This window comes from Qipengyuania gaetbuli (assembly GCF_020524765.1).
Taxonomy (GTDB): Bacteria; Pseudomonadota; Alphaproteobacteria; order Sphingomonadales; family Sphingomonadaceae; genus Qipengyuania; species Qipengyuania gaetbuli_A.
In genome coordinates, this window is record NZ_JAIVLR010000001.1 from 148,544 (window position 1) to 171,384 (window position 22,841).

Annotated in this window: 28 protein-coding genes and 1 tRNA gene; 8 read left to right on the forward strand and 21 right to left on the reverse strand. The window is 64.4% G+C overall.

Annotation, left to right across the window (positions count from 1 at the left end; genetic code table 11):
- Positions 1 to 492 (reverse strand): hemerythrin domain-containing protein, encoded by a 492-nt coding sequence (locus tag LC083_RS00735; protein ID WP_224830678.1) that lies wholly within the window; start codon positions 490 to 492, stop codon positions 1 to 3.
- An 87-nt stretch (positions 493 to 579) separates the two neighbouring features.
- Here LC083_RS00735 and LC083_RS00740 point away from each other — a divergent pair, with 87 nt between their 5' ends.
- On the forward strand, positions 580 to 978 hold the full coding sequence (locus LC083_RS00740) for a metallopeptidase family protein (RefSeq protein ID WP_226698777.1): 399 nt from the start codon (positions 580 to 582) through the stop codon (positions 976 to 978).
- Between the two features lie 56 nt (positions 979 to 1,034).
- Here LC083_RS00740 and LC083_RS00745 read toward each other — a convergent pair.
- Positions 1,035 to 1,111, reverse strand: a tRNA-Arg gene (locus LC083_RS00745).
- A gap of 44 nt (positions 1,112 to 1,155) precedes the next feature.
- Entirely contained in the window at positions 1,156 to 1,578 is a 423-nt protein-coding gene (locus LC083_RS00750) for a (deoxy)nucleoside triphosphate pyrophosphohydrolase (protein ID WP_319003408.1), read from the reverse strand.
- An 86-nt stretch (positions 1,579 to 1,664) separates the two neighbouring features.
- Here LC083_RS00750 and LC083_RS00755 point away from each other — a divergent pair, with 86 nt between their 5' ends.
- Both LC083_RS00755 and LC083_RS00760 read left to right on the forward strand, forming a co-directional pair.
- Positions 1,665 to 1,844: a Flp family type IVb pilin gene (locus tag LC083_RS00755; RefSeq protein WP_160607360.1), complete on the forward strand. Its 180-nt coding sequence runs from the start codon at positions 1,665 to 1,667 to the stop codon at positions 1,842 to 1,844.
- A 124-nt stretch (positions 1,845 to 1,968) separates the two neighbouring features.
- Positions 1,969 to 2,148 (forward strand): Flp family type IVb pilin, encoded by a 180-nt coding sequence (locus LC083_RS00760; RefSeq protein ID WP_160607361.1) that lies wholly within the window; start codon positions 1,969 to 1,971, stop codon positions 2,146 to 2,148.
- A gap of 83 nt (positions 2,149 to 2,231) precedes the next feature.
- Here LC083_RS00760 and LC083_RS00765 read toward each other — a convergent pair whose 3' ends face one another.
- From LC083_RS00765 to LC083_RS00785, 5 genes are all read right to left on the reverse strand, one after another.
- Positions 2,232 to 3,698, reverse strand: coding sequence for a M48 family metalloprotease (locus LC083_RS00765; protein WP_226698778.1), 1,467 nt, complete (start codon positions 3,696 to 3,698; stop codon positions 2,232 to 2,234).
- A gap of 112 nt (positions 3,699 to 3,810) precedes the next feature.
- Positions 3,811 to 4,755, reverse strand: a complete 945-nt coding sequence (locus LC083_RS00770; RefSeq protein ID WP_226698779.1) for an acetyl-CoA carboxylase carboxyltransferase subunit alpha — start codon at positions 4,753 to 4,755, stop codon at positions 3,811 to 3,813.
- Positions 4,756 to 4,765: 10 nt separating this feature from the next.
- Positions 4,766 to 5,656, reverse strand: a complete 891-nt coding sequence (locus LC083_RS00775) for a tyrosine recombinase (protein ID WP_226698780.1) — start codon at positions 5,654 to 5,656, stop codon at positions 4,766 to 4,768.
- 7 nt (positions 5,657 to 5,663) lie between these two features.
- Positions 5,664 to 7,499 carry a hypothetical protein gene (locus LC083_RS00780; protein WP_226698781.1) on the reverse strand — a complete coding sequence of 612 codons (1,836 nt, stop codon included), beginning with the start codon at positions 7,497 to 7,499 and terminating at the stop codon, positions 5,664 to 5,666.
- Positions 7,496 to 7,636 (reverse strand): hypothetical protein, encoded by a 141-nt coding sequence (locus LC083_RS00785; RefSeq protein ID WP_170289991.1) that lies wholly within the window; start codon positions 7,634 to 7,636, stop codon positions 7,496 to 7,498. The genes LC083_RS00780 and LC083_RS00785 overlap by 4 nt, the downstream gene beginning before the upstream one ends.
- 71 nt (positions 7,637 to 7,707) lie before the next feature.
- On the opposite strand from LC083_RS00785, the gene LC083_RS00790 reads away from it, so the two are divergent.
- Genes LC083_RS00790 through LC083_RS00805 form a run of 4 tightly spaced genes read left to right on the forward strand, consistent with a single transcriptional unit; the run spans position 7,708 to position 10,622 of the window.
- Positions 7,708 to 8,277 carry a shikimate kinase gene (locus LC083_RS00790; protein WP_226698782.1) on the forward strand — a complete coding sequence of 190 codons (570 nt, stop codon included), beginning with the start codon at positions 7,708 to 7,710 and terminating at the stop codon, positions 8,275 to 8,277.
- Positions 8,268 to 9,377 (forward strand): 3-dehydroquinate synthase, encoded by a 1,110-nt coding sequence (aroB, locus tag LC083_RS00795; protein ID WP_226698783.1) that lies wholly within the window; start codon positions 8,268 to 8,270, stop codon positions 9,375 to 9,377. Before LC083_RS00790 ends, aroB begins: the two co-directional genes overlap by 10 nt.
- A gap of 10 nt (positions 9,378 to 9,387) precedes the next feature.
- A complete protein-coding gene (locus tag LC083_RS00800; RefSeq protein ID WP_226698784.1) occupies positions 9,388 to 10,158 on the forward strand; it encodes a cyclase family protein in 771 nt (256 codons plus the stop codon).
- Between the two features lie 2 nt (positions 10,159 to 10,160).
- Positions 10,161 to 10,622, forward strand: coding sequence for a GNAT family N-acetyltransferase (locus tag LC083_RS00805; RefSeq protein WP_226698785.1), 462 nt, complete (start codon positions 10,161 to 10,163; stop codon positions 10,620 to 10,622).
- Positions 10,623 to 10,628: 6 nt separating this feature from the next.
- On the opposite strand, the gene LC083_RS00810 is transcribed toward LC083_RS00805, so the two are convergent.
- The 13 genes from LC083_RS00810 to LC083_RS00870 all read right to left on the reverse strand — a co-directional run bounded on the left by LC083_RS00810 (position 10,629) and on the right by LC083_RS00870 (position 21,955).
- Positions 10,629 to 10,889: a hypothetical protein gene (locus LC083_RS00810; RefSeq protein ID WP_160607369.1), complete on the reverse strand. Its 261-nt coding sequence runs from the start codon at positions 10,887 to 10,889 to the stop codon at positions 10,629 to 10,631.
- Positions 10,890 to 11,071: 182 nt separating this feature from the next.
- Positions 11,072 to 13,093 (reverse strand): acetyl/propionyl/methylcrotonyl-CoA carboxylase subunit alpha, encoded by a 2,022-nt coding sequence (locus LC083_RS00815; protein ID WP_226698786.1) that lies wholly within the window; start codon positions 13,091 to 13,093, stop codon positions 11,072 to 11,074.
- Between the two features lie 70 nt (positions 13,094 to 13,163).
- Positions 13,164 to 13,604: a hypothetical protein gene (locus LC083_RS00820; RefSeq protein WP_226698787.1), complete on the reverse strand. Its 441-nt coding sequence runs from the start codon at positions 13,602 to 13,604 to the stop codon at positions 13,164 to 13,166.
- Between the two features lie 129 nt (positions 13,605 to 13,733).
- Positions 13,734 to 14,519 (reverse strand): heme-dependent oxidative N-demethylase family protein, encoded by a 786-nt coding sequence (locus LC083_RS00825; protein WP_226698788.1) that lies wholly within the window; start codon positions 14,517 to 14,519, stop codon positions 13,734 to 13,736.
- The gene (locus tag LC083_RS00830; protein ID WP_226698789.1) at positions 14,516 to 14,746 is read right to left on the reverse strand and encodes a hypothetical protein; all 231 of its coding nucleotides are present in this window, start codon (positions 14,744 to 14,746) and stop codon (positions 14,516 to 14,518) included. Before LC083_RS00830 ends, LC083_RS00825 begins: the two co-directional genes overlap by 4 nt.
- Positions 14,743 to 15,753: a biotin synthase BioB gene (gene bioB / locus LC083_RS00835; RefSeq protein WP_226698790.1), complete on the reverse strand. Its 1,011-nt coding sequence runs from the start codon at positions 15,751 to 15,753 to the stop codon at positions 14,743 to 14,745. Before bioB ends, LC083_RS00830 begins: the two co-directional genes overlap by 4 nt.
- A 1-nt stretch (position 15,754) precedes the next feature.
- Positions 15,755 to 15,991 carry a hypothetical protein gene (locus LC083_RS00840; protein WP_226698791.1) on the reverse strand — a complete coding sequence of 79 codons (237 nt, stop codon included), beginning with the start codon at positions 15,989 to 15,991 and terminating at the stop codon, positions 15,755 to 15,757.
- Positions 15,988 to 18,147 (reverse strand): methylmalonyl-CoA mutase, encoded by a 2,160-nt coding sequence (gene scpA, locus LC083_RS00845; RefSeq protein ID WP_226698792.1) that lies wholly within the window; start codon positions 18,145 to 18,147, stop codon positions 15,988 to 15,990. The genes LC083_RS00840 and scpA overlap by 4 nt, the downstream gene beginning before the upstream one ends.
- Before the next feature lie 8 nt (positions 18,148 to 18,155).
- The gene (locus LC083_RS00850; protein WP_226698793.1) at positions 18,156 to 18,767 is read right to left on the reverse strand and encodes a glutathione S-transferase family protein; all 612 of its coding nucleotides are present in this window, start codon (positions 18,765 to 18,767) and stop codon (positions 18,156 to 18,158) included.
- 24 nt (positions 18,768 to 18,791) lie between these two features.
- Positions 18,792 to 19,241: a methylmalonyl-CoA epimerase gene (mce, locus tag LC083_RS00855; RefSeq protein ID WP_226698794.1), complete on the reverse strand. Its 450-nt coding sequence runs from the start codon at positions 19,239 to 19,241 to the stop codon at positions 18,792 to 18,794.
- A 4-nt stretch (positions 19,242 to 19,245) separates the two neighbouring features.
- Positions 19,246 to 19,674 (reverse strand): SMI1/KNR4 family protein, encoded by a 429-nt coding sequence (locus LC083_RS00860; RefSeq protein WP_226698795.1) that lies wholly within the window; start codon positions 19,672 to 19,674, stop codon positions 19,246 to 19,248.
- Positions 19,644 to 21,176, reverse strand: a complete 1,533-nt coding sequence (locus LC083_RS00865) for an acyl-CoA carboxylase subunit beta (protein ID WP_226698796.1) — start codon at positions 21,174 to 21,176, stop codon at positions 19,644 to 19,646. The genes LC083_RS00860 and LC083_RS00865 overlap by 31 nt, the downstream gene beginning before the upstream one ends.
- 65 nt (positions 21,177 to 21,241) lie before the next feature.
- Positions 21,242 to 21,955, reverse strand: a complete 714-nt coding sequence (locus LC083_RS00870) for a TlyA family RNA methyltransferase (protein ID WP_226699993.1) — start codon at positions 21,953 to 21,955, stop codon at positions 21,242 to 21,244.
- A 71-nt stretch (positions 21,956 to 22,026) separates the two neighbouring features.
- Between LC083_RS00870 and LC083_RS00875 the strand changes: the two genes are divergently transcribed.
- Positions 22,027 to 22,575: a hypothetical protein gene (locus LC083_RS00875; protein WP_226698797.1), complete on the forward strand. Its 549-nt coding sequence runs from the start codon at positions 22,027 to 22,029 to the stop codon at positions 22,573 to 22,575.
- Positions 22,576 to 22,841: the final 266 nt, after the last annotated feature.

The following is a 22,841-nucleotide window of genomic DNA, read 5'->3' on the forward strand; positions in this document are numbered from 1 at the left end:
CTATTCCTTGGCGTCCTCTTTCTTCTCGGGCGTCACCTCGGCCTCGGCCTTCTCTTCCTTCTTCCGGCGCTCGAAAACCTGGCGCATGTGCTTCATGTCGTCGTCTTCCAGATAGTTCTCAAAATCGGGGAAGTGCTCTTCCTCTTCCTCGTCGATATGGTGGCGATAGTCGTGGGCGAAGGTCTTGAACTTCGTCAGCCAGCCGCCTTCCGACATGTCGGTTGCGGCAAGGTCATTGAGCGCTTCGTCCAGCTCGTGATGTTCTGCGACCGAATGGCGCGTCTCGTCCGTGGTCGGGGGCTTGCGCAGCATGGTCGAATAGAGCGCCTGCTCTTCGGCGGCGGCGTGGGCTTTAAGCTCCTTGGTCAGTTCCGTGAAAAGCTCCTTGCGCTCCTCGCTCTCGCCGCTGGTGTCGAGCAGCTTGTCGATCAGGTCGCGGTGGCGGTCGTGATCTTCCTTCAGGCGTTCGAAGATTTCGGTGGCTTGGGTCATCGGGTTTCTCCTTTGCCTACCTGAACAGGCGAAAGCCGAGCGGGTTCCGTTCTTGCAGGATGCAGGTGCGCGACTCATATGAAGGCGATGCTCCACCTTCGCCCCGGCCCGACCCAGCAACAGATGCAGCAGATGGCGGAAGCCGTCCGCGCGACCCTGCCCGCGCAATTCCGCGAGCAGATGGAAGAGATCGTCATGAGGGTGGAAGAATTCGCCACGGCCGAACAGCTCGCCAGCGTCGACCTGGACGACAAATGGGAACTGAGCGGCCTTTACGAAGGCGTGTCCCTGCCCGATCGGTCGATCTGGGAAAGCGGGCGCCAGCCTGCCCGCATCTGGCTGTTCCGCCAGCCGCTGATCGCCGAGTGGCGCGATACGGGCGTCCGGATGGACGAACTGGTGCGCCATGTCGTGATCCACGAGGCCGGTCACCATTTCGGCTTCAGCGACGACGACATGCACTGGCTGGAAGACCAGGAAGACTGATTTCACCGGCCCCGAAACCACGAAAGCCCACCACTCTTTCGAGCGATGGGCTTTCGTGGCGCGCCAGGAAGGATTCGAACCTCCGACCGCCTGATTCGTAGTCAGGTACTCTATCCAGCTGAGCTACTGGCGCGTTGGAGGGCGGCACATAGGCAGGTGCTCTGCCCTTGGCAACACCTAATCGGGCATTTTTTCCAGCAAGCGTGCGGCAAGCACGATATCGAGCGGCGGCTTGTCCAGTCCGGCAATGGCCCCGGGCGCGAACCAGGCGACCTCGCCGCCTTCCAGCGCCGCCACCTCGCCCGTCCAGCGGCTGCAGGTGTAAAGCAGGATTACAATCGGCGCCCTGCCCTCTGCCTGTGCCTCTTCGGCAAAGCAGCAGGGCGCAAGGTCTGCTTCGCGAATCGCGATTCCCAGCTCCTCGCCGATCTCGCGAACCAGCGCAGACGCAGGCTTTTCAGCCGGTTCCACCTTGCCGCCGGGGAATTCCCACAAGCCGCCGTGATGCTTGTGCGCGGGCCGTTTGTGCAGGAGCCAGCGCCCGTTTTCGTCCTGCAGCGCCAGTGCCACCACGCACATCCATGTCGGATTATTTTCCAAAAGCGAGATCCTTCGAAACCCTTTCTTAACGGGTCACCGCGTAGTTCGACGATGTCAGCTACGAATTCAATCGAGGGGCAGGACAAGTGATCGAATTTCTCAAGAATCTGGGACGCGATGACTCCGGCGCCACCGCCATTGAGTACGGGCTGATCCTCGCTCTGATCTTTCTCGGCATGATGACCGCCGTGACTGGGGTCGGTCAGACCACCATCAACATGTGGAACAACGTCAGCACGACTGTCGCCACGGTTACCGGGGTCTGAGGCGAGAAAACCAAAGACGGTTGGCGATTAGGGAATTGTCAACTTGTCCGAGGCAGAAAGAGGATAGCTCGAACCGCAACAGGGGTGAGAGCCGGGTATTGAAGACTGAACCAGGAGACTAGACATGAAGTTCATCAACAAGCTGCGTCGCAACGAAGAAGGTGCAACCGCCATCGAGTACGGCCTGATTGCCGCTCTCATCGCCGTTGCTGCGATCACTGCCATGCAGAGCCTCGGCCAGGAGCTGAGCACCACGTTCAACACGACCGACTCGGCCATGGCAACCGCCAACGCTGCTGTCTAATCGACACGGCTTTCAGCCAAACAGAAAGGCGGCGAGGTCACCCTCGCCGCCTTTTTTGTTGCGCGTAACGAAAGCGCGGCGACCTAGCGGCCGCGCACCACGATTTTCACCTTCTGCCCTGCGCGAACGGTGTCGCTCGACGACAGGCCGTTGAGGACGCGGAAGCGGGTTTCCTGCGCATTGGAATAGGCCATCTTCGCGGCCATGGTGGCCACCGTGTCGCGCGAGCCCACCGTCACAACGTCGATGCTGCGCGGAATGACATTCGCTGCCTCGGTCGTGGAGATACGCCGCATCGACTGGAACATGCCGTTGAAGGTCCCCGACTGGCCGGCCGGCGTCAGCGCGAGGAAGTGGTAAGCGCGGTCGTTCGCGAATTCATAGGCGAACACGGTCACGTCGACCTGCTGCCCGCCATTCGTCACCCGCGCGGTCCCATAAGCAGCCGGAAGGCCGTTCACGGTCGTGCGCTGGATACTCGACGGGGTGATCTGCTGCTGCTGGCTAAGCGCCGCAAATACGCTGCTGACATAGCTCTGCAGATTGCCGTTGTACGGACCCAAGGAAAACTGGGCCTTGCCGCTCTGCCCGCTGATCGTCACGGCACGGGTGCCGTTGACCATGTAGAAGCCCTGCGGCGCGGTGAAAGCAAGGCGCAGATCCGGGTGGATGAACTGGCGCCCCTCGACCACGCCCTGTTGCGGATCGTCGCCATACAGGATGCCGTCGATCCGGGTCAGGAAGGTGTCGCGATTGGTCACCCCGCCCGTGCCGCCGGTCTGCTGCGCGAAGCTGAGCGCGGTCTGCACGCGGCTGGCCGGATCGGGGTGGGTCGAGGCCCATTCCGGCAGGCGCGCATTGTCGCGGCCCATCAGCTGCGCATCGAGCGCGTTCTGCGCCGCCAGGCTCGACAGCACGGTCGCCATGGCGCGCGTGTCGTAACCGGCAGTGTTGAGATACTGGATGCCGAGGCGGTCCGCCTCCAGCTCCTGCTCGCGGCTGAACTTGAGCGTCAGCAGCTGCGAGCCTTGCAGCGACAGCTGGCCGAGCTGCTGGCCGAGGCCCGAATTGCCCAGCAGGACCGAGCTGGCGATCGCGCCGAGCACGCCGAGGATGGAGTTACGCTGCGCAGCCTGCTGGCGACGCTGGGAGTGGCGGGCGGCGACGTGACCGACTTCGTGACCCAGCACGCCGGCCAGTTCCGCCTCGTTGTTCATCAGCGCGACCAGCTGGCGCGTCGTGTAGACATAGCCGCCGGGGATCGCGAAGGCGTTGTTCACCGGGCTGTTTAGCAGCGAAACTGTAAAGGCGCTGCGGGCATTGCCGAGGCCCGACTGGACCGCAATGTTCTGGCCGACGGTTTCGACATACTGTGCCTGCGGGCCGCTCATCGCGCCGCCGAATTCGGCAAGCAGCTGCGGATGCGCTTCGGCGCCCTGCTGAGCCTCGCCCTGCGATATCGGTGCGGAGCTGTCGGGAATGGTGGCGCAGCCGGTCAAAGCGAGTGCCAGCGTCGCGGTCGAGGCGGCGAGTGTCTTCATTGCGGACATTGGGTTCCCCTTGATTCTGGCCATGCGGGTCCCACCGCCGCCGGGCCGGTTCTTATACGCAAGGGGAAACAGGGGGATGCGGCTGTTTGTTCCCGCATCCCGAAACTTAGGCTCAGCCCGCGATCTTGAGGAAGCGCTCCTCGCGCATCCGCATCAGCTCTTCGGGCGAATAGCGCGACAGCATGTCGAGTTCCTCGCCGATCGCCTCGCCCAGCGCATGGGCGGCTGCACGCGGGTCGCGGTGGGCGCCGCCGACGGGTTCGGCAACGATCCGGTCGATGACGCCGAGCTCGGCAAGGTTCTGCGCGGTCACCTTCATGGCTTCGGCCGCATCGGGCGCCTTTTCAGCGGTGCGCCACAGGATCGAGGCGCAGCCTTCGGGCGAAATCACTGAATAGACCGCATGTTCGAGCATCAGCACCCGTTCGGCGCTGGCGAGCGCGACCGCGCCGCCCGAACCGCCCTCGCCCACGATGGTCGCGACCATCGGAACCGGCAGGGCCAGGCACGCCTCGGTCGAACGGGCGATGGCTTCTGCCTGCCCGCGCTCTTCCGCCTCGACGCCCGGGAAGGCGCCAGAGGTATCGACCAGCGTCACCACCGGCAGGCCGAAGCGGCCCGCCAGTTCCATCAGGCGGATCGCCTTGCGGTAGCCTTCGGGCTTACCCATGCCGAAATTGTGGCGCAGGCGGCTGGCGGTATCATTGCCCTTTTCGTGGCCGATCAGCACGACCTTGCGGCCGTTCAGCTTGGCAAAGCCGCCCATGATCGCCTCGTCCTCGCCATAGGCGCGGTCGCCGCCCAGCGGCACGAATTCCTCGAACGCATATTCCACGTAGTCGCGGAAGTGCGGGCGCGAGGGATGGCGGGCGACCTGCGTCTTCTGCCAGGGCGTCAGCGCGGCATAGGTCGTCGCAAGCAGATCGGCGCTCTTGAGTTCGAGGCGCTGCAGCTCGTTGGAAATGTCGACATCGTCGCCCTCGGCCGCATTGCGCAGTTCGGCAATGCGCGCTTCGAGTTCGGCAACCGGCTTTTCGAATTCGAGATAGGAAATCATCGCAGACCCGCTAGTCGCTCGCGCGCGGACGGGCAAGGGGATGGCGTTCGTTCACCAGCTTTACCAACCGTGCCGCATCGACATGGGTGTAGATTTGCGTGGTCGCGATATCGGCGTGGCCGAGGAGCGTCTGCAGCGCGCGCAGGTCCGCCCCGCCCTCCAGCAGGTGGGTCGCAAAGGCATGGCGCAGCACATGGGGACTGAGCTTTTCGGGCGGCAAGTCGGCCCGCACCGCCAGTTCCTTGAGCAGCTGGAACAGCCTGACGCGCGAGATATGCCCACTGCGCGAGGGAAAGAGGAAGCGCGAGCCCTGGTCACGCAAGCCAAGCCAGCGCGACAGCGCGTGCTTCGCGCGGCGGCTGACCGGCACCATGCGCGCCTGCCCGCCCTTGCCGGTGACGGTCAGGAACGGCTCGTCGCGCGGGACCGCCGAAATCGGCAGCGAGACGAGTTCGGTTGCACGCAGGCCGGATCCGTAGAGCAGTTCGAGCATCGCCAGCATGCGCACAGCCTCGGGCCGGTCGCTGGCGGCCTCGTCCTCGGCGCGGGCGAACAGGGCCTCGACCTGCGCTTGGCTGAGGATCTTGGGCAACGGACGGCGTGTGGCAGGGCGCGGCAGTGCATGGGTCGGATCGTCTGCGCGCAGCCCCTCGTCGAGGAGGAAGCCATAATACTGCCGCAGCGCCGAAATCTTGCGCGCCATGGTCGATGCCGCGAGCGAGGCCCAGCCCTGCCCCAGCTTCGAAAGCTGCGCGGCAGAAGCCCCGGCAAGGTCGCCGCCCAGCAGTTCTTCCGCCTGCGCCAGGTCGCGCCCGTAGGCGAGGATGGTGTTGCGCGCCGCTCCGCGTTCGGCGGCGAGCATGGCGAGGAAATCCTCGATCGTGTCCCCTGGGACAGCCACCGCCGGCTCAGGCTCGCGCGACCGCCTCCGCGGCGATCATCCGGGCTTCGGCTTCCATCCCCACGCGGCTCAGCGCGGAGACGATGTGATAGAGGTGGCGCGCGGTCATGCGGTCCCAGCTGTCGCCCTGCATGCCGAGGCCTGCAAGATAGGCGACGAGTGCACGGTTCTCCACTGCGGCAGCCCGGTCGATCATCTGCGTCCAGCGCGTCGGCGCACCGAGGTTCATCTCCAGACGCTGCGAATATTCCGCGATATCGCCCTCGTCCACACGCCCGAGGCCGGCAAGCCCGGCAAGCAGCATGCGCGACTTGCGGCTGTTCTGCGAATCATCGTCGTCGAAGAAGGTGTCGAGCTCGCCGTCGCTGACCGTTCCGCCGCGCGGGTTTGCCAGTGCCAGCAGTGCCCAGCCAAGGCTGCCCGCCTCCACGGCGTCCGCCCAGCGCAACGCATCGCGCTCGAGGCCCGCAGTTAGCATGGACGCGATCAGTTCGCCTGCATCATCGGCGAAGTCCTCGCTCGGCGTGACGCGCGCAGCGGCATAGGCGGTCAGCACCATGCGCCCGTAGTCCGCATCGCTGCCGCTCCACACGTCGCGGATGGCCGCAACGCGGTTTGCAGGCGACGGATCGACATAGGCATCGCGCAGGCGGGATGCGGTGGTCAGGGCAGGCCCCTCGCCAGCGTCGGTGCGTGCCGCGTAGAGCTGGCCATAGAGATCCACGATGGCTGCCGCCGAGAGCACGCCCGAAGCTGCCGCGACGTCTGCCCCGCGAATGCGCTGCGTTACCGGCAGGGCGGGCGTAATCGCTTCGGAGATCAGGTAGGTCGCGCCCAGATCTTCGGTGAGGTTTTCCGGCAGCGGTTCGCCCAGCGCATTGGCGAGCGCGAAACGCCATGGGGTCATCGAATCGATGCCGTCCCACTCGATCGTTACCGCGCGGCGCCCGTCGCCTGCCGCCCCGGCGAAACGCTGGGCCAGCAGCACGTCGATCCGCGCATCTCCCTCGGCGCGGGAAAGCAGGCGGCGAAGGTCGTTCTGGGCGCGCTGCGATTCGCCGGCAAATGCCGCGCAAATGCCTTCGAGCATGGCCCAGTTCGCAATCTCGTCCGTGCCGGTGCCGAGCAGGACCGAGGGGCAGGCCCCGACGATGTCGGCCGTGCCGATGTAGGCGTCGACTGCGGCCTGCGTCAGCGCAGGCGAATAGTTCGCCGTATCGATATCCTGCACCACCGCGCGCGCTGCGGCATATTCTCCCATCGAATTGAGCACGCGCACGCGCAGGGTGGCGAATTCGATCGGGCTCATGCCCTGCGGCGCGTCGAGACGGCTGGCGAGCGCGCGGCGCATGAGGATGTGCCCCCAACGCGACACCATCGGCCCGCGGATGCCGCCCAGCGTGGCGCGCACCAGTTCGGCAGGCTGGTTCGCCAACGAAAGCGGCGGAAGCCCGCCTTCCGAAGCGGCAATCACCCCGACGCGCGACAGCGAACGGCGTGCGGCAGGCGGAATGTCGAAGCGGGGCTTCAGGCCGAGAACCTCGTCGAGTTCGGCCGTGCTCATCGCCTCGAGTTCTTCCACCGAGGGGATATCGGACAGGTCGATGTCCGAGGTGTCGACCGGCTCGGGCGCGCTCGGCAGCGGCTGGACCACTTCACCGGTCTGGCCCGCGGGAGCGGAGGGCGCAGGCGATGCAGCCGGTGAGGGCGTGCGGGCAGGTGCCGGGCTCGGCGCGGGTGTATTCGCGGACGACGGCAGGATGCTTTCCGGCGCACGCTGGGCCAGCACCACGGTGGAAGACAGGACGAGCGCCGCGCCGGCGAGCCAGTAGCCGCGGCTCATCGGGCGATCTCCGGCACTTCGACAGGCTCGGTAATCGGCCGGATCGGCTCTTCGCCGCCGTCGATCCATGCGATGACGAGCACGGCCAGCAGGGCAAGCGCAGCTATCCCCAGAATGCGCGGGCGTTTCACGGCCAAGATTTTCGTATCCTCGATCAACAATCCGTGTGACTTGCCCGCGCCCTAGCCCATCTATAGGCCGAGCGGCAATGAACAACGCGCACAAGCCTTCCGAAACGGTGGACCGTGCCGGCATCGCCAGCAGGCTGGACCGGCCGCTGGTGCTCGTCGGCCTGATGGGCGTGGGCAAGACCAGCATCGGGCGAAGGCTCGCAGGCGCGCTCGGGCGCGATTTCGTCGATGCGGACGAAGAGATCGAAAAGGCGGCCGACCGCAGCGTCTCCGAAATCTTCGAAGAACATGGCGAGGCCTATTTCCGCGACGGCGAACGCCGCGTGATCGCACGCCTGATGGAGGAAGGCCACGGCGTCATCGCGACGGGCGGCGGTGCCTTCGTCGATCCCGAAACCCGCGCGCTGGTGCTGGAAAGGGGCGTAGCCGTGTGGCTCGACTGCGACCTCGACACGCTGGTCGAGCGCACATCGCGCCGTAACACGCGGCCGCTGCTCAAGACCGGCGATCCGCGCGAAATCCTGTTCAACCTGAAGGAACAGCGTGGCCCCGCCTATGCCGAAGCACAGATCCATGTCGTGACCGGCGACGGTCCGCACGATGCAGCCGTGAACCGAATACTGGAGGAACTGGCCGCATGGCTGTGATCGACGTCGCCCTTGCCGGGCGCAGCTACGAAGTGCGCGTGGGGCACGGCCTGCTGGCCGCCATCGGCGAACAGGCCGCGCCGTTCCTGCGCAAGGCGAGCGTGCCGATCGTCGCCGACGCCAATGCGCGCAAGCACTGGGGCGAAGCGGTCGAGGCATCGCTACGTGCTGCCGGCAAGGAGCCGCGCTGGTACGAGGTCGCGCCCGGTGAAGGATCGAAAAGCTGGGACAGCCTTGCCCGCCTGACCGACTGGCTGCTGGCCGAAGGGGTGGAGCGCGGCGACCACGTGCTGGCACTGGGCGGCGGGGTCGTGGGCGACCTCACCGGGTTCGCCTGCGCCATCCTGAAGCGCGGCTGCGGTTTCGTGCAATTGCCGACCACCTTGCTGGCACAGGTCGACAGTTCGGTAGGCGGCAAGACCGCAATCAACACCGCTGCGGGCAAGAACCTCGTCGGGGCATTCCACCAGCCGGGCCTCGTGCTCGCCGATCTCGACGCGCTCGCCACATTGCCCGCCCGTGAAATGCGCGCCGGCTATTCCGAGGTGCTCAAATACGGAATCCTCGGCGATCCCGGCTTTTTCCACTGGCTCGAAGCGAACGGGGCCAAGGTGCTGGCCGGCGATCCCGCTGCGCTCGAACATGCCGTGGCCGCCAGCGTCGCGATGAAGGCACGGATCGTGGCCGAGGACGAGCGCGAAACTAGCGGCGCGCGCGCCCTGCTCAACCTCGGGCACACTTTCGGCCATGCGCTGGAGGCGGAAACGGGCTTTTCCGATCGCCTGCTCCACGGCGAAGGCGTGGCGCTCGGCATGGTGCTGGCAGCCCGCTATTCCGCTCGGCGCGGGGAGATTTCCGCCGACGCAGCCCAGCGGGTCACGCACGCGGTCGATGCCGCTGGACTTCCGGCGGAAATCTCGGCGCTGGGTCTAGATTGCGACGGACGCGCGCTGGCCGATCACATGCTGCACGACAAGAAGATGGATGCAGGCACCCTGCCCTTCATCCTGCTGCGCGGCGTCGGTGACGCCTACCTCGCGAAGGATGTCGAACTGGCCGACGTCGCGGCCTTCCTCGACGAACAGCTGCAGGCGCATTAGGAGGGAAGGCATGACGCGCTTCATCGACCTGTCCATCTCGATCACCAACGACGTGGTCTCGGACCCGGAAGTGATGCGGCCGAAAATCCAGTACATGACCCACGAGAACACGTGGGAACAGATCGCCATGTTCTTCCCGGGCCTCGAAAAGCAGGACCTACCCGATGGCGAAGGATGGGCGGTGGAGATGCTGGAGCTTTCCACCCACAACGGCACCCACATGGATGCGCCGTGGCATTACCACTCGACGACGGACGATGGTGCCCGCGCCGCGCCCAGCATCGACGAGGCACCGCTCGACCGGTTCTTCCGCCCCGGTGTGAAGCTCGATTTCAGCCATTTGCCGCACGGCCACGTGGTGAGCGCGGCGGAGGTGGAACAGGCATTCGGGAAGATCGGTTACGACCTTCAGCCGCTCGATATCGTCCTCGTCCAGTCGGGCGCGGTTTACGGGACGGAGAATTTCACCGACCAGGGTGTCGGTCTTGGCGCGGAAGCGACGCTCTGGCTAACGGAACGCGGGGTGGAAGTGGTCGGCACCGATGCGTGGAGCTGGGATGCTCCCTTCAGCCACACTGCACGGCGCTGGGCGGAAAAGCGCGACCCCGCGATCATCTGGGAAGGCCACAAGGCAGGCCGCATCAGGCCCTATTACCAGATCGAGAAGCTGACCAATCTCGCCGCCCTGCCCGACCACGGCTTCACCTTCAGTTGCTTCCCGGTGAAGATCGAGCGCGCCAGTGCAGGCTGGATCCGCGCGGTCGCGATGGTGGAAGACTGACCATGCGGATTGCCGAGGCTAGCCTGGCGGACCCGGCGGTTCGCGACCTCATCGCTTTCCACCAGCAGGACATGGAGGCGATGTCACCGCCCGGCACCAGCTTCGCGCTCGATCTTTCGGGCCTGTCGGGGGCGGAGACGACCGTGCTGGGCGCGTGGGAGGGCGAGGAACTGGTCGCCATCGGTGCCCTCAAGCGGCTCGGCAGCGGGCAAGCGGAACTGAAATCGATGCGCACGCGGCCCAAACATCTCGGCAAGGGCATTGCGAAAGCGGTGCTGGAGGCGCTGATCGATCTTTCACGCGCGGAACGGATTGCGCGGCTGAGCCTGGAAACGGGGACTTCGGACGAATTCGTCCCCGCCATCGGGCTTTATACGAAATACGGTTTCGAACGCGGCGATGCCTTTGCGGACTACGTCAACGGGCCGCACAACCAGTGCTACCACCTCCCGTTGACGGAATGACCTTGCTCAGCCCGCGCGCGGTTCGAGCCGGGTGACCTTGGCCCCCGCGCCGACCGGCTGGTAATCGGCCAGCATCGCGTCGTGTTCTTCGAAAAGGCGTTCGATTTCAGGGCGGCGTTGCAGCAGCATCTGCGCGATGCCCGGTGCGAGGCTGTCGCCTTCGCCGATCTTGCCGAGAATGCCAGCGAGGTCCGCGATCGTCGCGTCCTCGGGCGTCTTGTGGTAATTGCCCCTGGTATCGAAGAAGCCTGTGCCCCTGTGTGCCATGCGATAACTCCTGTGCGTGTTGCGTCAGAAGCGAACCGAAGGCGCCCAGTATCTCCGGCTTACCGATTCGGTAAAAGCCCGTTCACCATGTTTGGGTGCAATGCAGCGAAATTCGCAAGGAATGTCGCGCAACCCTTTCAAAAGATTGCGCGGCCGTATCCTTAATCGCGCAAGGCACTTGCCTATTCGAGTTCGAGGATGACCTCGTCCACCGCCAGGCTGTCGCCCTCGCCTGCGTTGATCTTCCCGACCACCGCCTGTTTTTCGGCGCGCAGGATGTTTTCCATCTTCATCGCTTCCACCGTAGCGAGCGGCTGTCCGGGCTGCACTTCGTCCCCTTCGGCAACGTGCAGTTTCACCAGCAGACCGGGCATGGGGCAGATGAGCATCTTCGAAAGATCCGGCGGCTCCTTCTCGATCATGTGTGAAGCGAGATGCGCGATGCGCGTCTGGAGCATGCGCAGGCTGTGCGTCGCGCCGCGCGTGGTGATGGCATAGCCTGTACGGGTGGGCTTCAACTGCAAGGTGATCGCCTCCCCCTCGGCCTCGAGGTCGATCATGGTCTCGCCGGGCGTGTATTCCATGTCGAGATCGACCGGTCGGCCGTCGACCGTGATGGCATCTTCCTCCAGCACGACGCGGTAATCGGTTTCCCCCAGCCGCACGGTCCAGTCGCCCGGCGCGTAGAAATCGCCGTCCAGCTGCTGGTCGATGCGCCGCGCACGGTCGGCATCGGCAGTCGCAATGACCCCGCCGACGGCTGCCAGAACACGCTTCAGATCGTCCGAGGCGGCCGCGCCCTCAAACCCGTCGGGATATTCCTCGGCGATGAAACCAGTGGTTAGTTCACCCGAACGGAAGCGCGGGTGCTGCATGATCGCGCTGAGGAAATCGACATTGTGGCCGAGCCCTTCGATGCGGAATGCGTCGAGCGCCTGCACCTGTAGATCCGCCGCCTCGTCGCGCGTTTCGCCCCAGGTAATGAGCTTGGCGATCATCGGGTCGTAAAACATCGACACCTCGCCGCCTTCGAACACGCCGTCATCGACGCGCACGCCGGCCACGCCGCGGCGGCCGTTCTCCGCCCCGTCGTCGGCCCAGGGCTCGACCGGCGGCTGGTAGCGCACCAAGCGGCCCGTGGAAGGCAGGAAGCCGCGATAGGGGTCTTCGGCATAGACGCGGTTCTCGATCGCCCAGCCGTCGATCTTCACGTCGTCCTGCGTGATGGAAAGCTTTTCGCCTGCCGCGACGCGGATCATCTGTTCGACGAGGTCCACGCCGGTGATCGCCTCCGTGACCGGATGTTCCACCTGCAGGCGGGTGTTCATTTCGAGGAAGTAGAAGCTCTCGCCCGTCTTGTCGGCGCCGGAAACGATCAGTTCGACCGTGCCTGCGCTGTGATAGCCGACCGCCTTCGACAGCGCGACGCACTGTTCGCCCATGGCCTTTCGCATTTCGGCGCTGACGAAAGGCGACGGCGCTTCCTCGACCACCTTCTGGTGGCGGCGCTGGATCGAGCATTCGCGCTCGTTGAGGTAGATGACGTTGCCGTGCTTGTCGCCGAGGATCTGGATCTCGATGTGGCGCGGGTCCTCGATGAACTTCTCGATGAAGACGCGGTCGTCGCCGAAGGAATTGAGGCCTTCGCGCTTCACGCTTTCGAAGCCTTCGCGCACGTCCTTTTCGCTGTAGGCAAGGCGCATGCCCTTGCCGCCGCCGCCGGCGCTGGCCTTCATCATGACCGGATAGCCGATGTCGTTCGAGATCTCGACCGCATGCTCGGTATCGCGAATTTCGCCGACGAAACCGGGGACCACGTTCACGCCTGCCTCGCGGGCGATCTTCTTGCTCTCGATCTTGTCGCCCATCGCGGCGATCGCCTTGGTCGGCGGGCCGACGAAGGCGATGCCTTCCTTGTCCAGCGCATCCACGAAGCTCGCGCGTTCGGACAGGAAGCCGTAGCCCGGGTGAACCGCATCCGCGCCGGTCTGCTTGCAGGCGGCGATGATCTTGTCGGCGATGAGGTAGCTTTCGGACGCAGGGGCCGGACCGATGTGCACCGCCTCGTCCGCCATCCGCACGAAGGGCGCCCGCGCGTCGGCATCGGAATAGACCGCCACGGTGGCGATCCCCATGCGCTTGGCCGTCTTGATGACACGGCAGGCGATTTCGCCGCGATTGGCGATCAGGATTTTCTTGAACATTCAGGCTCCGGGAGCGGCAGAGGTCATGCTTAAGCCTATGCCGCCCCTTCGGAGCCACTTCAAGTCATGGTCAGTGATCGGCGTGCGCGTGCCCGATGTAACTGGTTTCGCGCGCGATGAGGGAATCGAATTCCTCCAGCAGTTTCTGCGCCTTGTCCCGGCCGCCGGCCAGCTTGGAAAGCTGTTCCATCCACGCGATATCGTCGGGCGAAGTGGCCCAGGTCAGGTCGTTCGGTCCGCCTTCCATGGGAAAGACATACATCAGGTCCCATTCGCCGGTGTTGAGATGGATGCCGTGGATGCCGCTCTTCTTGCCGGTCATGCCGTCGGCCTTGGCGAAATAGTCGCGGATGATTTCTGTCCCGCGTCCGCGCTTGCCCTGCTTGAACTTGGTCAGGACCACACGGGCCCAGGTCACGCCTTCCATGCGTTCCGGCCCTTCCTGGGCTATGGCAGGTGCAGCGGGAAGTGCGAGGCTAATTGCGGCTGCGGCGAGTAAAAGCTTCTTCATACGTCCTCTCCCTTCAAGGAATGCGGCCCTGAGAAGCGATCCGAATTGTAATGATGCTGTTGTCCCCCAGCGGCGCGAAAGACACGCCTTTTCCCGCCGGGAGTCAAGGAAGGCGCCTAAGCACCTGCCTCAACTGGATTTTTCCGCATAGGCGACCAGCGCCTCGGCATAGGCGCCGGCGCCGCGGCGGTCGCCCTCGCCGTCCAGCAGGGTGCGCATCGCGCCCGCCAGCCGCTCGACATTATCGCGCGACAATTCGCCCAGCGGCGAAACGTAGATGCCGATGGTGAAGAGGATCGCGCCCGTTTCGGGCAGGCGGCGCAGCGTCTGGCGTTCGGAGCGCACGAACAGCGTCTCGGCTGCATTGTCGGGGGTCACATGGGCAAAGGCCTGTGCCGGAGGCTCCGCCACCCAGCGCCGCTCACCCGTGGCAGCGATGAACCAGTTGCAGCGCCCGTAGATCGCGCCAGCCTTCAGCTTGGCCATGAAATGATCGACGCCGCTGGCTAGCTGCTCCTCGTATCCCTGGATCGGCGCATGGAGTGCGCGCAGGGGAAGCCCCAGCTTGTCCGCCGGTGTCCAGTCGGACGGCCATGCGACCGCCGCACCGACCAGGCGATACTGATCGTCGCCTTCGCGAAGGGTGAGGAGGCACATGTCCTCGTGATGCGCGCGAGCCGCTTCCGCCAGCCCGCCCGACAGGCCGAGCATGGCAGCGAGTTCCGCTCCCGGTGCCTCGCCCTCCGGCGAAATCTGGATGCCTTGCGGATAGGCTGCAAACCCAGCCTCGCGTGCAGCGAGCTCGGGATCGGGCTGGAGCCACTCGTCCTCGTCCAGCTTGACGAGCCCCATCTTCAGCACGCCGCCACCGCGTGCCTTGGGGAGCAAGTCATCGACTGAGAAGCCCAGCGTCATTCGGCTTTAAGACCTGCATTACTAATACGGACAGCGACTGCATGGCCGATGGAATAGATTAGGGCGGTCACTACAAGCCCCAATGGGTTTTCTTGAAGCAGTTTCCAGAAGAAGCTTTGGATGCCTGTCCAGTGAAGCACAAGGGCAACCAGAGTGACGAAGGCTACGCCGCCTGCACACGCAATCGTCACCTCTTTCACCAACCTGAAGGCCGCGGTTTTCGTCACTCGGCAGGCTCCATGACCTTGCAGGCGCGCATCGGCTCTTCCTGCTTGAGCGCGGTGAGGCCCAGCTTGGCGAAGAGCGCCGCATCGCTGTCGTCGCCCGCATTGGGCGCGGTCAGCAGCTTGTCGCCGGTGAAGATCGAATTCGCGCCCGCCATGAAGCACAGAGCCTGTGTCGCTTCGCTCATGCTCTCGCGACCGGCGGACAGGCGGACCATCGACATGGGCATGGTTATACGCGCAACCGCCACGGTGCGCACGAATTCGATATCGTCGATCTTGGCGAGCGGGGTGTCGGCCAGCATGTTGCCCAGCACCGTGCCCTTGACCGGCACCAGCGCGTTGACCGGCACGCTTTCGGGATGGCGTTCGAGCGTGGCTAGAGTGTGGACGAAGCCCACCCGGTCCTCGCGCGTCTCGCCCATGCCGACGATCCCGCCGCTGCACACGTTGATGCCCGCGTCGCGCACGTTCTGCAGCGTGTCGAGCCGGTCCTGGTAATTGCGGGTCGAGATCACGCGCTCGTAATATTCCGGCCCGGTATCGACATTGTGGTTGTAGTAATCGAGGCCCGCTTCCTTGAGCATCTCCGCCTGTTTCGGCGTCAGCATGCCCAGCGTCATGCAGGTTTCGAGGCCCATGGCGCGCACGCCCTTCACGATCTCGACGATCGCGGGCATGTCGCGGTCCTTGGGATTGCGCCACGCCGCGCCCATGCAAAAGCGCTGGCTGCCAGAATCCTTGGCCTGCGCCGCGCGCTGGAGGACGGATTGCGCCTCCATCAGCTTGGTCGCCTCGACGCCGCTGTCGGCCTTCACCGATTGCGAGCAATAGCCGCAATCCTCCGGGCACCCGCCGGTCTTGATCGACAGCAGAGTGCAGAGCTGGATCTGCTCGGGCGGATGGAATTCGCGGTGCACCGTGGCGGCGCGGAAGAGCAGTTCGGTGAAAGGAAGGTCGAACAGTCCCGCGATTTCCTCGCGGGTCCAGTCGGTACGGATTTTTATCATTCTACTCTTGGCCGATCTTTTTGATGATTTTTCTGGCGAACCAGTGGAACACGAGCACGCAAATCACAGCGTAAATGATGGCTGGCACAGAGCTGGTTAGCCAAATGTCCCAATTCGATGGCTCGTTACCGTCCGTGATTTGGCGACGCACCTGACCAATGCCGTCAACGGTGAGCCAGAAGATCACCGAGAACACGGCAAACCCAAGCGAAACGAGGCGGACAAACCTCCCCATCATTCCGCCGCCTCGTCCAGATCCTCTCCGGCAGGCGGCATGTTGTGGCCAAGCAGGCGCAGCACGTCTGCGGCACACTCCACGACATTGCTGCCCGGGCCGTAGATGCCCTGCACGCCTGCGCGCTTGAGGAAGTCGTAGTCCTTCTGCGGGATCACGCCGCCGGCGATCACCTTGATGTCGCTGCGACCCGCTTCCTTCAGCAGGGTGATGAGTTCGGGGATGAGGGTCTTGTGCCCCGCCGCAAGGCTGCTCGCCCCGATGGCGTCGACACCGTTTTCGAGCGCCATGTCACGCGTTTCCTCGGGCGTCTGGAACAGCGGGCCGGACACGACCTCGAAGCCCATGTCGGAAAATGCCGAGGCGATCACGTTGGCGCCGCGGTCGTGGCCGTCCTGGCCCATCTTGGCGACCATCAGTTTCGGCGCACGGCCAAGGCGGCGCTCGACCGCCTTCACGCCCTCGGCCACCTGCCGGTAGCGCGTGTCATCCGAATAGGCTTCCGAATACACGCCGCGCACCGGACGCGGCATGGTGTCGTAGCGGCCATAGGCGTCTTCCATCGCCTGGCTGATTTCGCCGAGCGTCGCATCGTGGCGCGCCGCCTCTACCGCGAGGGCGAGTAGGTTGCCTTCCTTCTGCGCCGCCCCGCGTGCCAGCGCATCGAGCGCGGCCTTGCAGGCGAACTCGTCGCGACCTTCGCGCACGGCCTTGAGGCGGGCGATCTGGCTCTGGCGCACGGCGTGGTTGTCGATGTCGAGTGTCTCGATATCGGCCTCTTCCGGAAGGCGGTACTTGTTCACGCCGACGATGACCGTCTCGCCCTTGTCGACGCTCGCCTGCTTGGCCGCAGCGGCCATCTCGATCTGCGCCTTGGGTTTGCCGCTGGCGACATATTCGGTCATGCCACCCGCCGCCTCGACCTCGTCGAGCAACTTGCGCGCTTCTTCGATCAGCGCGGCGGTCAGGCTTTCGATGTAATAGCTCCCGCCCAGCGGGTCGGCGACCTTGGTGACCCCCGTTTCTTCCTGGATCACCAGCTGCGTGTTGCGCGCGATGCGGGCGGAGAAGTCGGTGGGCAGCGCAATCGCCTCGTCCAGCGCATTAGTATGGAGCGACTGCGTGCCGCCCAGCACCGCCGCCATCGCCTCGATCGTGGTGCGAATGACGTTGTTGTAGGGATCCTGCTCCTGCAGCGAGACGCCGGACGTCTGGCAGTGCGTCCGCAGCATCTTCGACTTCTCTTGTCGTGCCCCCAGCTCCGACATGACATCGTGCCACAGCGCGCGGGCGGCGCGCATCTTGGCGATCTCCATGAAGAAGTTCATGCCGATGCCCCAGAAGAAGGACAGGCGCGGCGCGAAGGCGTCGATGTCGAGGCCCGCTTCCATCGCGCGCTTGGCGTATTCCTTGCCGTCGGCAATCGTGAAAGCCAGTTCCTGCACCGCCGTCGCCCCGGCCTCGTGCATGTGATAACCCGAAATCGAAATGCTGTTGAATTTCGGCATGTTGGCCGAAGTATATGCGATGATGTCCGAAACGATCCGCATGCTCGGCTCGGGCGGGTAGATATAGGTGTTGCGGACCATGAACTCCTTGAGGATGTCGTTCTGGATGGTCCCGGCGAGCTTGTCCTGAGAGACGCCCTGCCGCTCTGCCGCGACGATGTAGAAGGCCATGACCGGGATCACCGCCCCGTTCATGGTCATCGACACGCTCATTTCGTCGAGCGGGATCTGGTCGAACAGGATTTCCATGTCGCGCACGGTGTCGATCGCGACGCCCGCCTTGCCGACATCGCCGACCACGCGCGGGTGGTCGCTGTCATAGCCGCGGTGCGTGGCGAGGTCGAAAGCAACCGACAGCCCCTTCTGCCCCGCCGCAAGGTTGCGGCGATAGAAAGCGTTCGATTCCTCGGCGGTGGAGAAGCCCGCATACTGGCGGATGGTCCACGGACGGCCGGTGTACATCGAGGCATAGGGCCCGCGCGTGAAGGGCGCGATGCCGGGCACGCCGGGGTCGATCCCTTGCGTATCCGCGCTAGTATAGAGCGGTTTCACCGCGATGCCCTCGGGCGTTTGCCAGGTCAGGTCGCGGCCCTTCACCTCCTTGTCGGCGAAGGGCTTCCAGTCGTCATAGGTCGGGGTCTTGTCGGTCATGATCGCACTCAGGCTTTTGCACTCGGGCGGGCGGACACGCGCTCGTGCCAGCCGCGCAGGTTTTCGCAGTCCTCGGGCATGCCGCAGCCGACGAACTCGGCGAAATCGGCTGTCGTCAGCAGGAGGATGTCGGCCGCGCTATAGGCCGATCCGGCGAGGAAGTCGCGGTCCGCCAGCGACTGGTCGAAGAAGCGGAAGGCATCGGCGACGCGCGGGCGGTTGGCCTCGCCCCATTCGGCATTGCGGCCGGGCAGCGCGGCGGTGAAGGGATGCGTGTGGACCCAGACCGCGCCGATTGGCGGCATCGCGATCATCTCGACGCGGCGGCTCCACATCTCGATCTCGGCAATTTCGAGCGGCGTGGTGCCGAACAGCGGCGGCTCCGGGTGCAGCGCCTCGAGATAGCGCATGATCGCCACGCTCTCGGCAATCACCGTGCCATCGTCGAGCTCGAGGATCGGCGTCTGCCCGCGCGGGTTCTTGGCGACGTAATCAGGCGCCTTCTGCTCGCGCTTCGGGATCGAGACTTCACGGCTGGGCAGGTCGATGCCCTTCTCCGCCGCAAAGATGCGCACGCGGCGCGGATTGGGCGCCGGGTTCGGACTATCGTAGAACAGCATTGTCGTCCTCTCTCCCCGCGCCGGTCAGTTCGACCAGTGCGCGCCCGTCTTGGGCGTTTCCATGATCTCGGTCAGCTGGCCCATCATGTCCTTGGGGTGGAGGAAGAAGATGGGCGTACCATGCGCCCCGATGCGCGTGGGGCCGAGGATGCGCTTGCCCAGCCCCTCGAACCAGCTGCGCGCTTCCTCGATATCGTCGACCTCGTAGCACAGGTGATGCTGCGCGCCGGCGGGGTTCTTCTCGAGGAACTTGGCGATGGGGCTGTCGGCGCCGAGTGGCTCGATCAGCTCGATCTGCGTGCCGTGGGTGTCGTTCAGTCCCGGCGTATCGACGAAGCAGACCTTCACTCCCTGCGCCTCTAGATCGAACGGCTTGTGGAACGAAGTCGCGCCCATGACGTCGCGGTAATAGCGCACCGATTCTTCGATCGAAGGCGTCGCGACGCCGATATGGTTGAGACGGCCGAGTTTCATTTGATCATTCCTCAGTCTCTATTCGGTTTAGGAAATCTTCGAAACTTTCGCTGACCTTCTCCAGCGTAGTTTTGCCCGCATGGTTTAGCCGAAACCAAATGGAGTTGTCGGCCTTCAGCAAGTAAATTCCACCAAGTTCACAGCGAGCAAAAGGTAGGGCTCCTACTTCCAGATACTCATCTAGATACGCGCCCTCCGTCTGATCGATACGTTCAAGATCTAAGAAGCCGAGTACGCTGTATCTGCCTGCGCCATCAACCGAACCTCCGATGAATGCTCCGCCGTAGCGCGTTGCAAATTCTCGCAATGAGGTGGGCAAGGAGCGCCCTACACGAAATTCCAACGCGTTCAGCGCCCGCTCCGAACAGGGCTTTGCAGGTTCAATGTTGGTAGATGAGTCGATCACAACGGAATGTTGTCGTGCTTCTTCCACGGGTTCTCGAGCTGCTTCCCGCGCAGCTTCCTTAGCCCGAGCGCGATGCGCCGCCGCGTCGAATGCGGGTAGATCACCTCGTCGATATAGCCGCGCTGTGCTGCCACGAAGGGGTTGGCGAAGCGGTCTTCGTATTCCCTCGTCTTCTCGGCGATCTTGTCGGGATCGTCGCGGTCCTGGCGGAAGATGATCTCCACCGCGCCTTTCGCGCCCATCACGGCGATTTCGGCGGTGGGCCAGGCGTAGTTGAGGTCTCCGCGCAGGTGCTTGGACGCCATCACGTCGTATGCACCGCCATAGGCCTTGCGGGTGATCACGGTGATCTTGGGCACGGTCGCCTCGGCATAGGCGAACAGCAGCTTCGCGCCATGCTTGATGATGCCATTATGCTCCTGCGCGGTGCCGGGAAGAAAGCCGGGCACGTCGACGAAGGTCAGGATCGGGATTTCGAACGCGTCGCAGAAGCGCACGAAGCGCGCGGCCTTTTTCGAGGAGTTGATGTCGAGCACGCCGGCGAGCACCATCGGCTGGTTCGCCACCACGCCCACCGTACGCCCTTCGACCCGGCCGAAGCCGCAGATGATATTGGCGGCGTGGTTGGGCTGGATTTCGAAGAAGTCGCCCTCGTCCAGCGTCTTCCGGATGACTTCGTGCATGTCGTAGGGCTGGTTGGCATTGTCGGGGATCAGCGTGTCGAGGCTTGGCTCCTCGCGGTCCCATGCGTCCGAGGTCGGGCGCTCGGGCACTTCCTCGCGGTTCGACAGCGGGAGGTAATCGAAGAAATTGCGCGTCGCGAGCAGCGTCTCGATGTCGTTCTCGAAGCTGTTGTCGGCGACGGAGGTCTTGGTGGTGTGCGTTTTCGCCCCGCCTAGTTCCTCCTGCGTGACAACCTCGTTGGTCACCGTCTTCACCACGTCGGGGCCGGTGACGAACATATAGCTCGAATCCTCCACCATGAAGATGAAGTCGGTCATCGCAGGGCTGTAGACCGCGCCGCCCGCGCACGGCCCCATGATGAGGCTGATCTGCGGCACCACGCCGCTCGCCAGCACATTGCGCTGGAACACCTCGGCATAGCCGCCCAGCGAGGCAACGCCTTCCTGGATGCGCGCACCGCCCGAATCGTTGAGACCGATGACGGGCGCGCCGACCTTCATCGCGGTGTCCATGACCTTGCAGATCTTCTCTGCATGGCGCTTGGAAAGGGAGCCGCCGAAGACTGTGAAATCCTGGGAGAAAACATAGACGAGGCGGCCGTTGATCGTGCCCGATCCGGTGACCACGCCATCGCCCGGGATGCGCTGCTGGTCCATGCCGAAATCGACGCAGTCATGCTCGACGTAGCGGTCGAGCTCCTCGAAGCTGCCTTCGTCCAGCAGCACGTCGAGGCGCTCGCGCGCGGTCAGCTTGCCCTTGGCGTGCTGCGCGTCGATGCGCTTCTGCCCGCCGCCCAGCTCTGCAGCGGCGCGGCGGCGTTCCATTTCGGCGATATTGGCGGACATATTCTCTCCGTCTGAACTCTCTCGGCAAAGCGCCTAGAGCGGACGGAGCGGCAGCGTCAATGACGTCAGGTTGTCCTGTGCGCGCTAATCAGGAATTCCACATTGCCTTCGGGGCCGGTGATCGGGCTTTCGACAATGCCCTGCACTGCGAAACCGAGACCTTCGGCCCATGTCCGCACTTCTTCGCAGACGCGGGCGTGGAGGGCGGGATCGCTGACCACGCCTTTCTTGCCCACTTCCTCGCGCCCGACCTCGAACTGCGGCTTGATAAGGGCGACGAGACGGCAATCGCGCTCCGCCAGTTCGAGCGGGCGTCCGAGCACCTTGGCGAGGCTGATAAAGCTCGCATCGCACACGACCCACGAGACTGGGCGGTCGATCATCTCCGGCGTCAGGATGCGGGCGCTGGTCTGTTCGAGCACGGTGACACGTTCGTCCTGCCGCAGTTTCCACGCAAGCTGGTTGGTGCCGCTATCGACTGCGAACACATGCTCCGCCCCGCCCTGCAGCAATACGTCAGTAAATCCGCCGGTGGACGAGCCGATATCCATTGCCGTGACGCCGCGCGGATCGAGCCCGAAATGCTCGATCGCGTGGGCGAGCTTGATCCCGCCGCGGCTGACCCAGGGATGGTCGCGCCCGCGCACGTCTAGCGGCGCGTCCTCGGGCAGTTGCTGGCCGGGCTTGGCCATCTTCTGTTCGCCGGAAAAGACCAGCCCCGCCATGACCAGCGCCTGCGCCCGCGTGCGGCTTTCCACCAACCCGCGGTCCACCAGCATCTGGTCGAGACGTTTCTTCGCCACAGCAAACTCCGTTTGAAACCTAGGGCGTTAGCGCGCATTGTTCGTCTATGAAACCGATCTACGGACATTTTGCCGCCGCTGCCGCACTGACGCTCGGCCTTGCCGCCTGCATCCCGCCCGCGCCGGAACCGACGCCAGCGCCCAGCCCCACGCCTGCAGCGAGGCCGGCTCCGCCGCCAGCCCCGATTGCAGCCGCACCGGCGCCAGAGAACTGGATCGATGCGCCGCAGACCCCGGGCGACTGGAGGTACGGAAATAACAGCGCGACCTTTGGTACCGGGACTTCGCCGATGGAGACGGCCTTGTCGCTCAGCTGCAATCCGGCGGACCGGACGATTTCCATCGCACGCACGATTCGCGGAACGAACACAGCCTCGACCATGACGCTGCGGACCGAAACGCAGGACCGCACGCTGCAGGCAAGGCCTGCCACCTCGCAGGCGCCCCTGTCGGTGGCGGTGGTCGCGGCTCGCGATCCGCTGCTCGACGCGATTGCGTTGACCCGTGGTCGATTCGCAGTCGAGACACCGGGCCAGCCCACGCTTTACCTGCCCGCATGGGCCGAAGTGACGCGCGTGATCGAGGATTGCCGCTAGGCCGATTCCCTGCGGCCTCCACCGCCTTGCGCAAGCCAGCGATCGACCAACGAAAAAGGCCCGGAGCATGCTCCGAGCCACAAATGCTGATTCTGACGTGGGAAAACTTTTTTTCAAGCCTTGTTTTACACGCCGCAACGCAACAAATTGATAGTCAAGATCAGCGGCGAACGCGGTCTTGGGGCCCTTGAAAAGGCTTCTAGCTCACTAGCGCGAAAGGAGGTGATCCGATGTCTCATGGTTCAGCAGAGAGGTCGGCAAGTTTC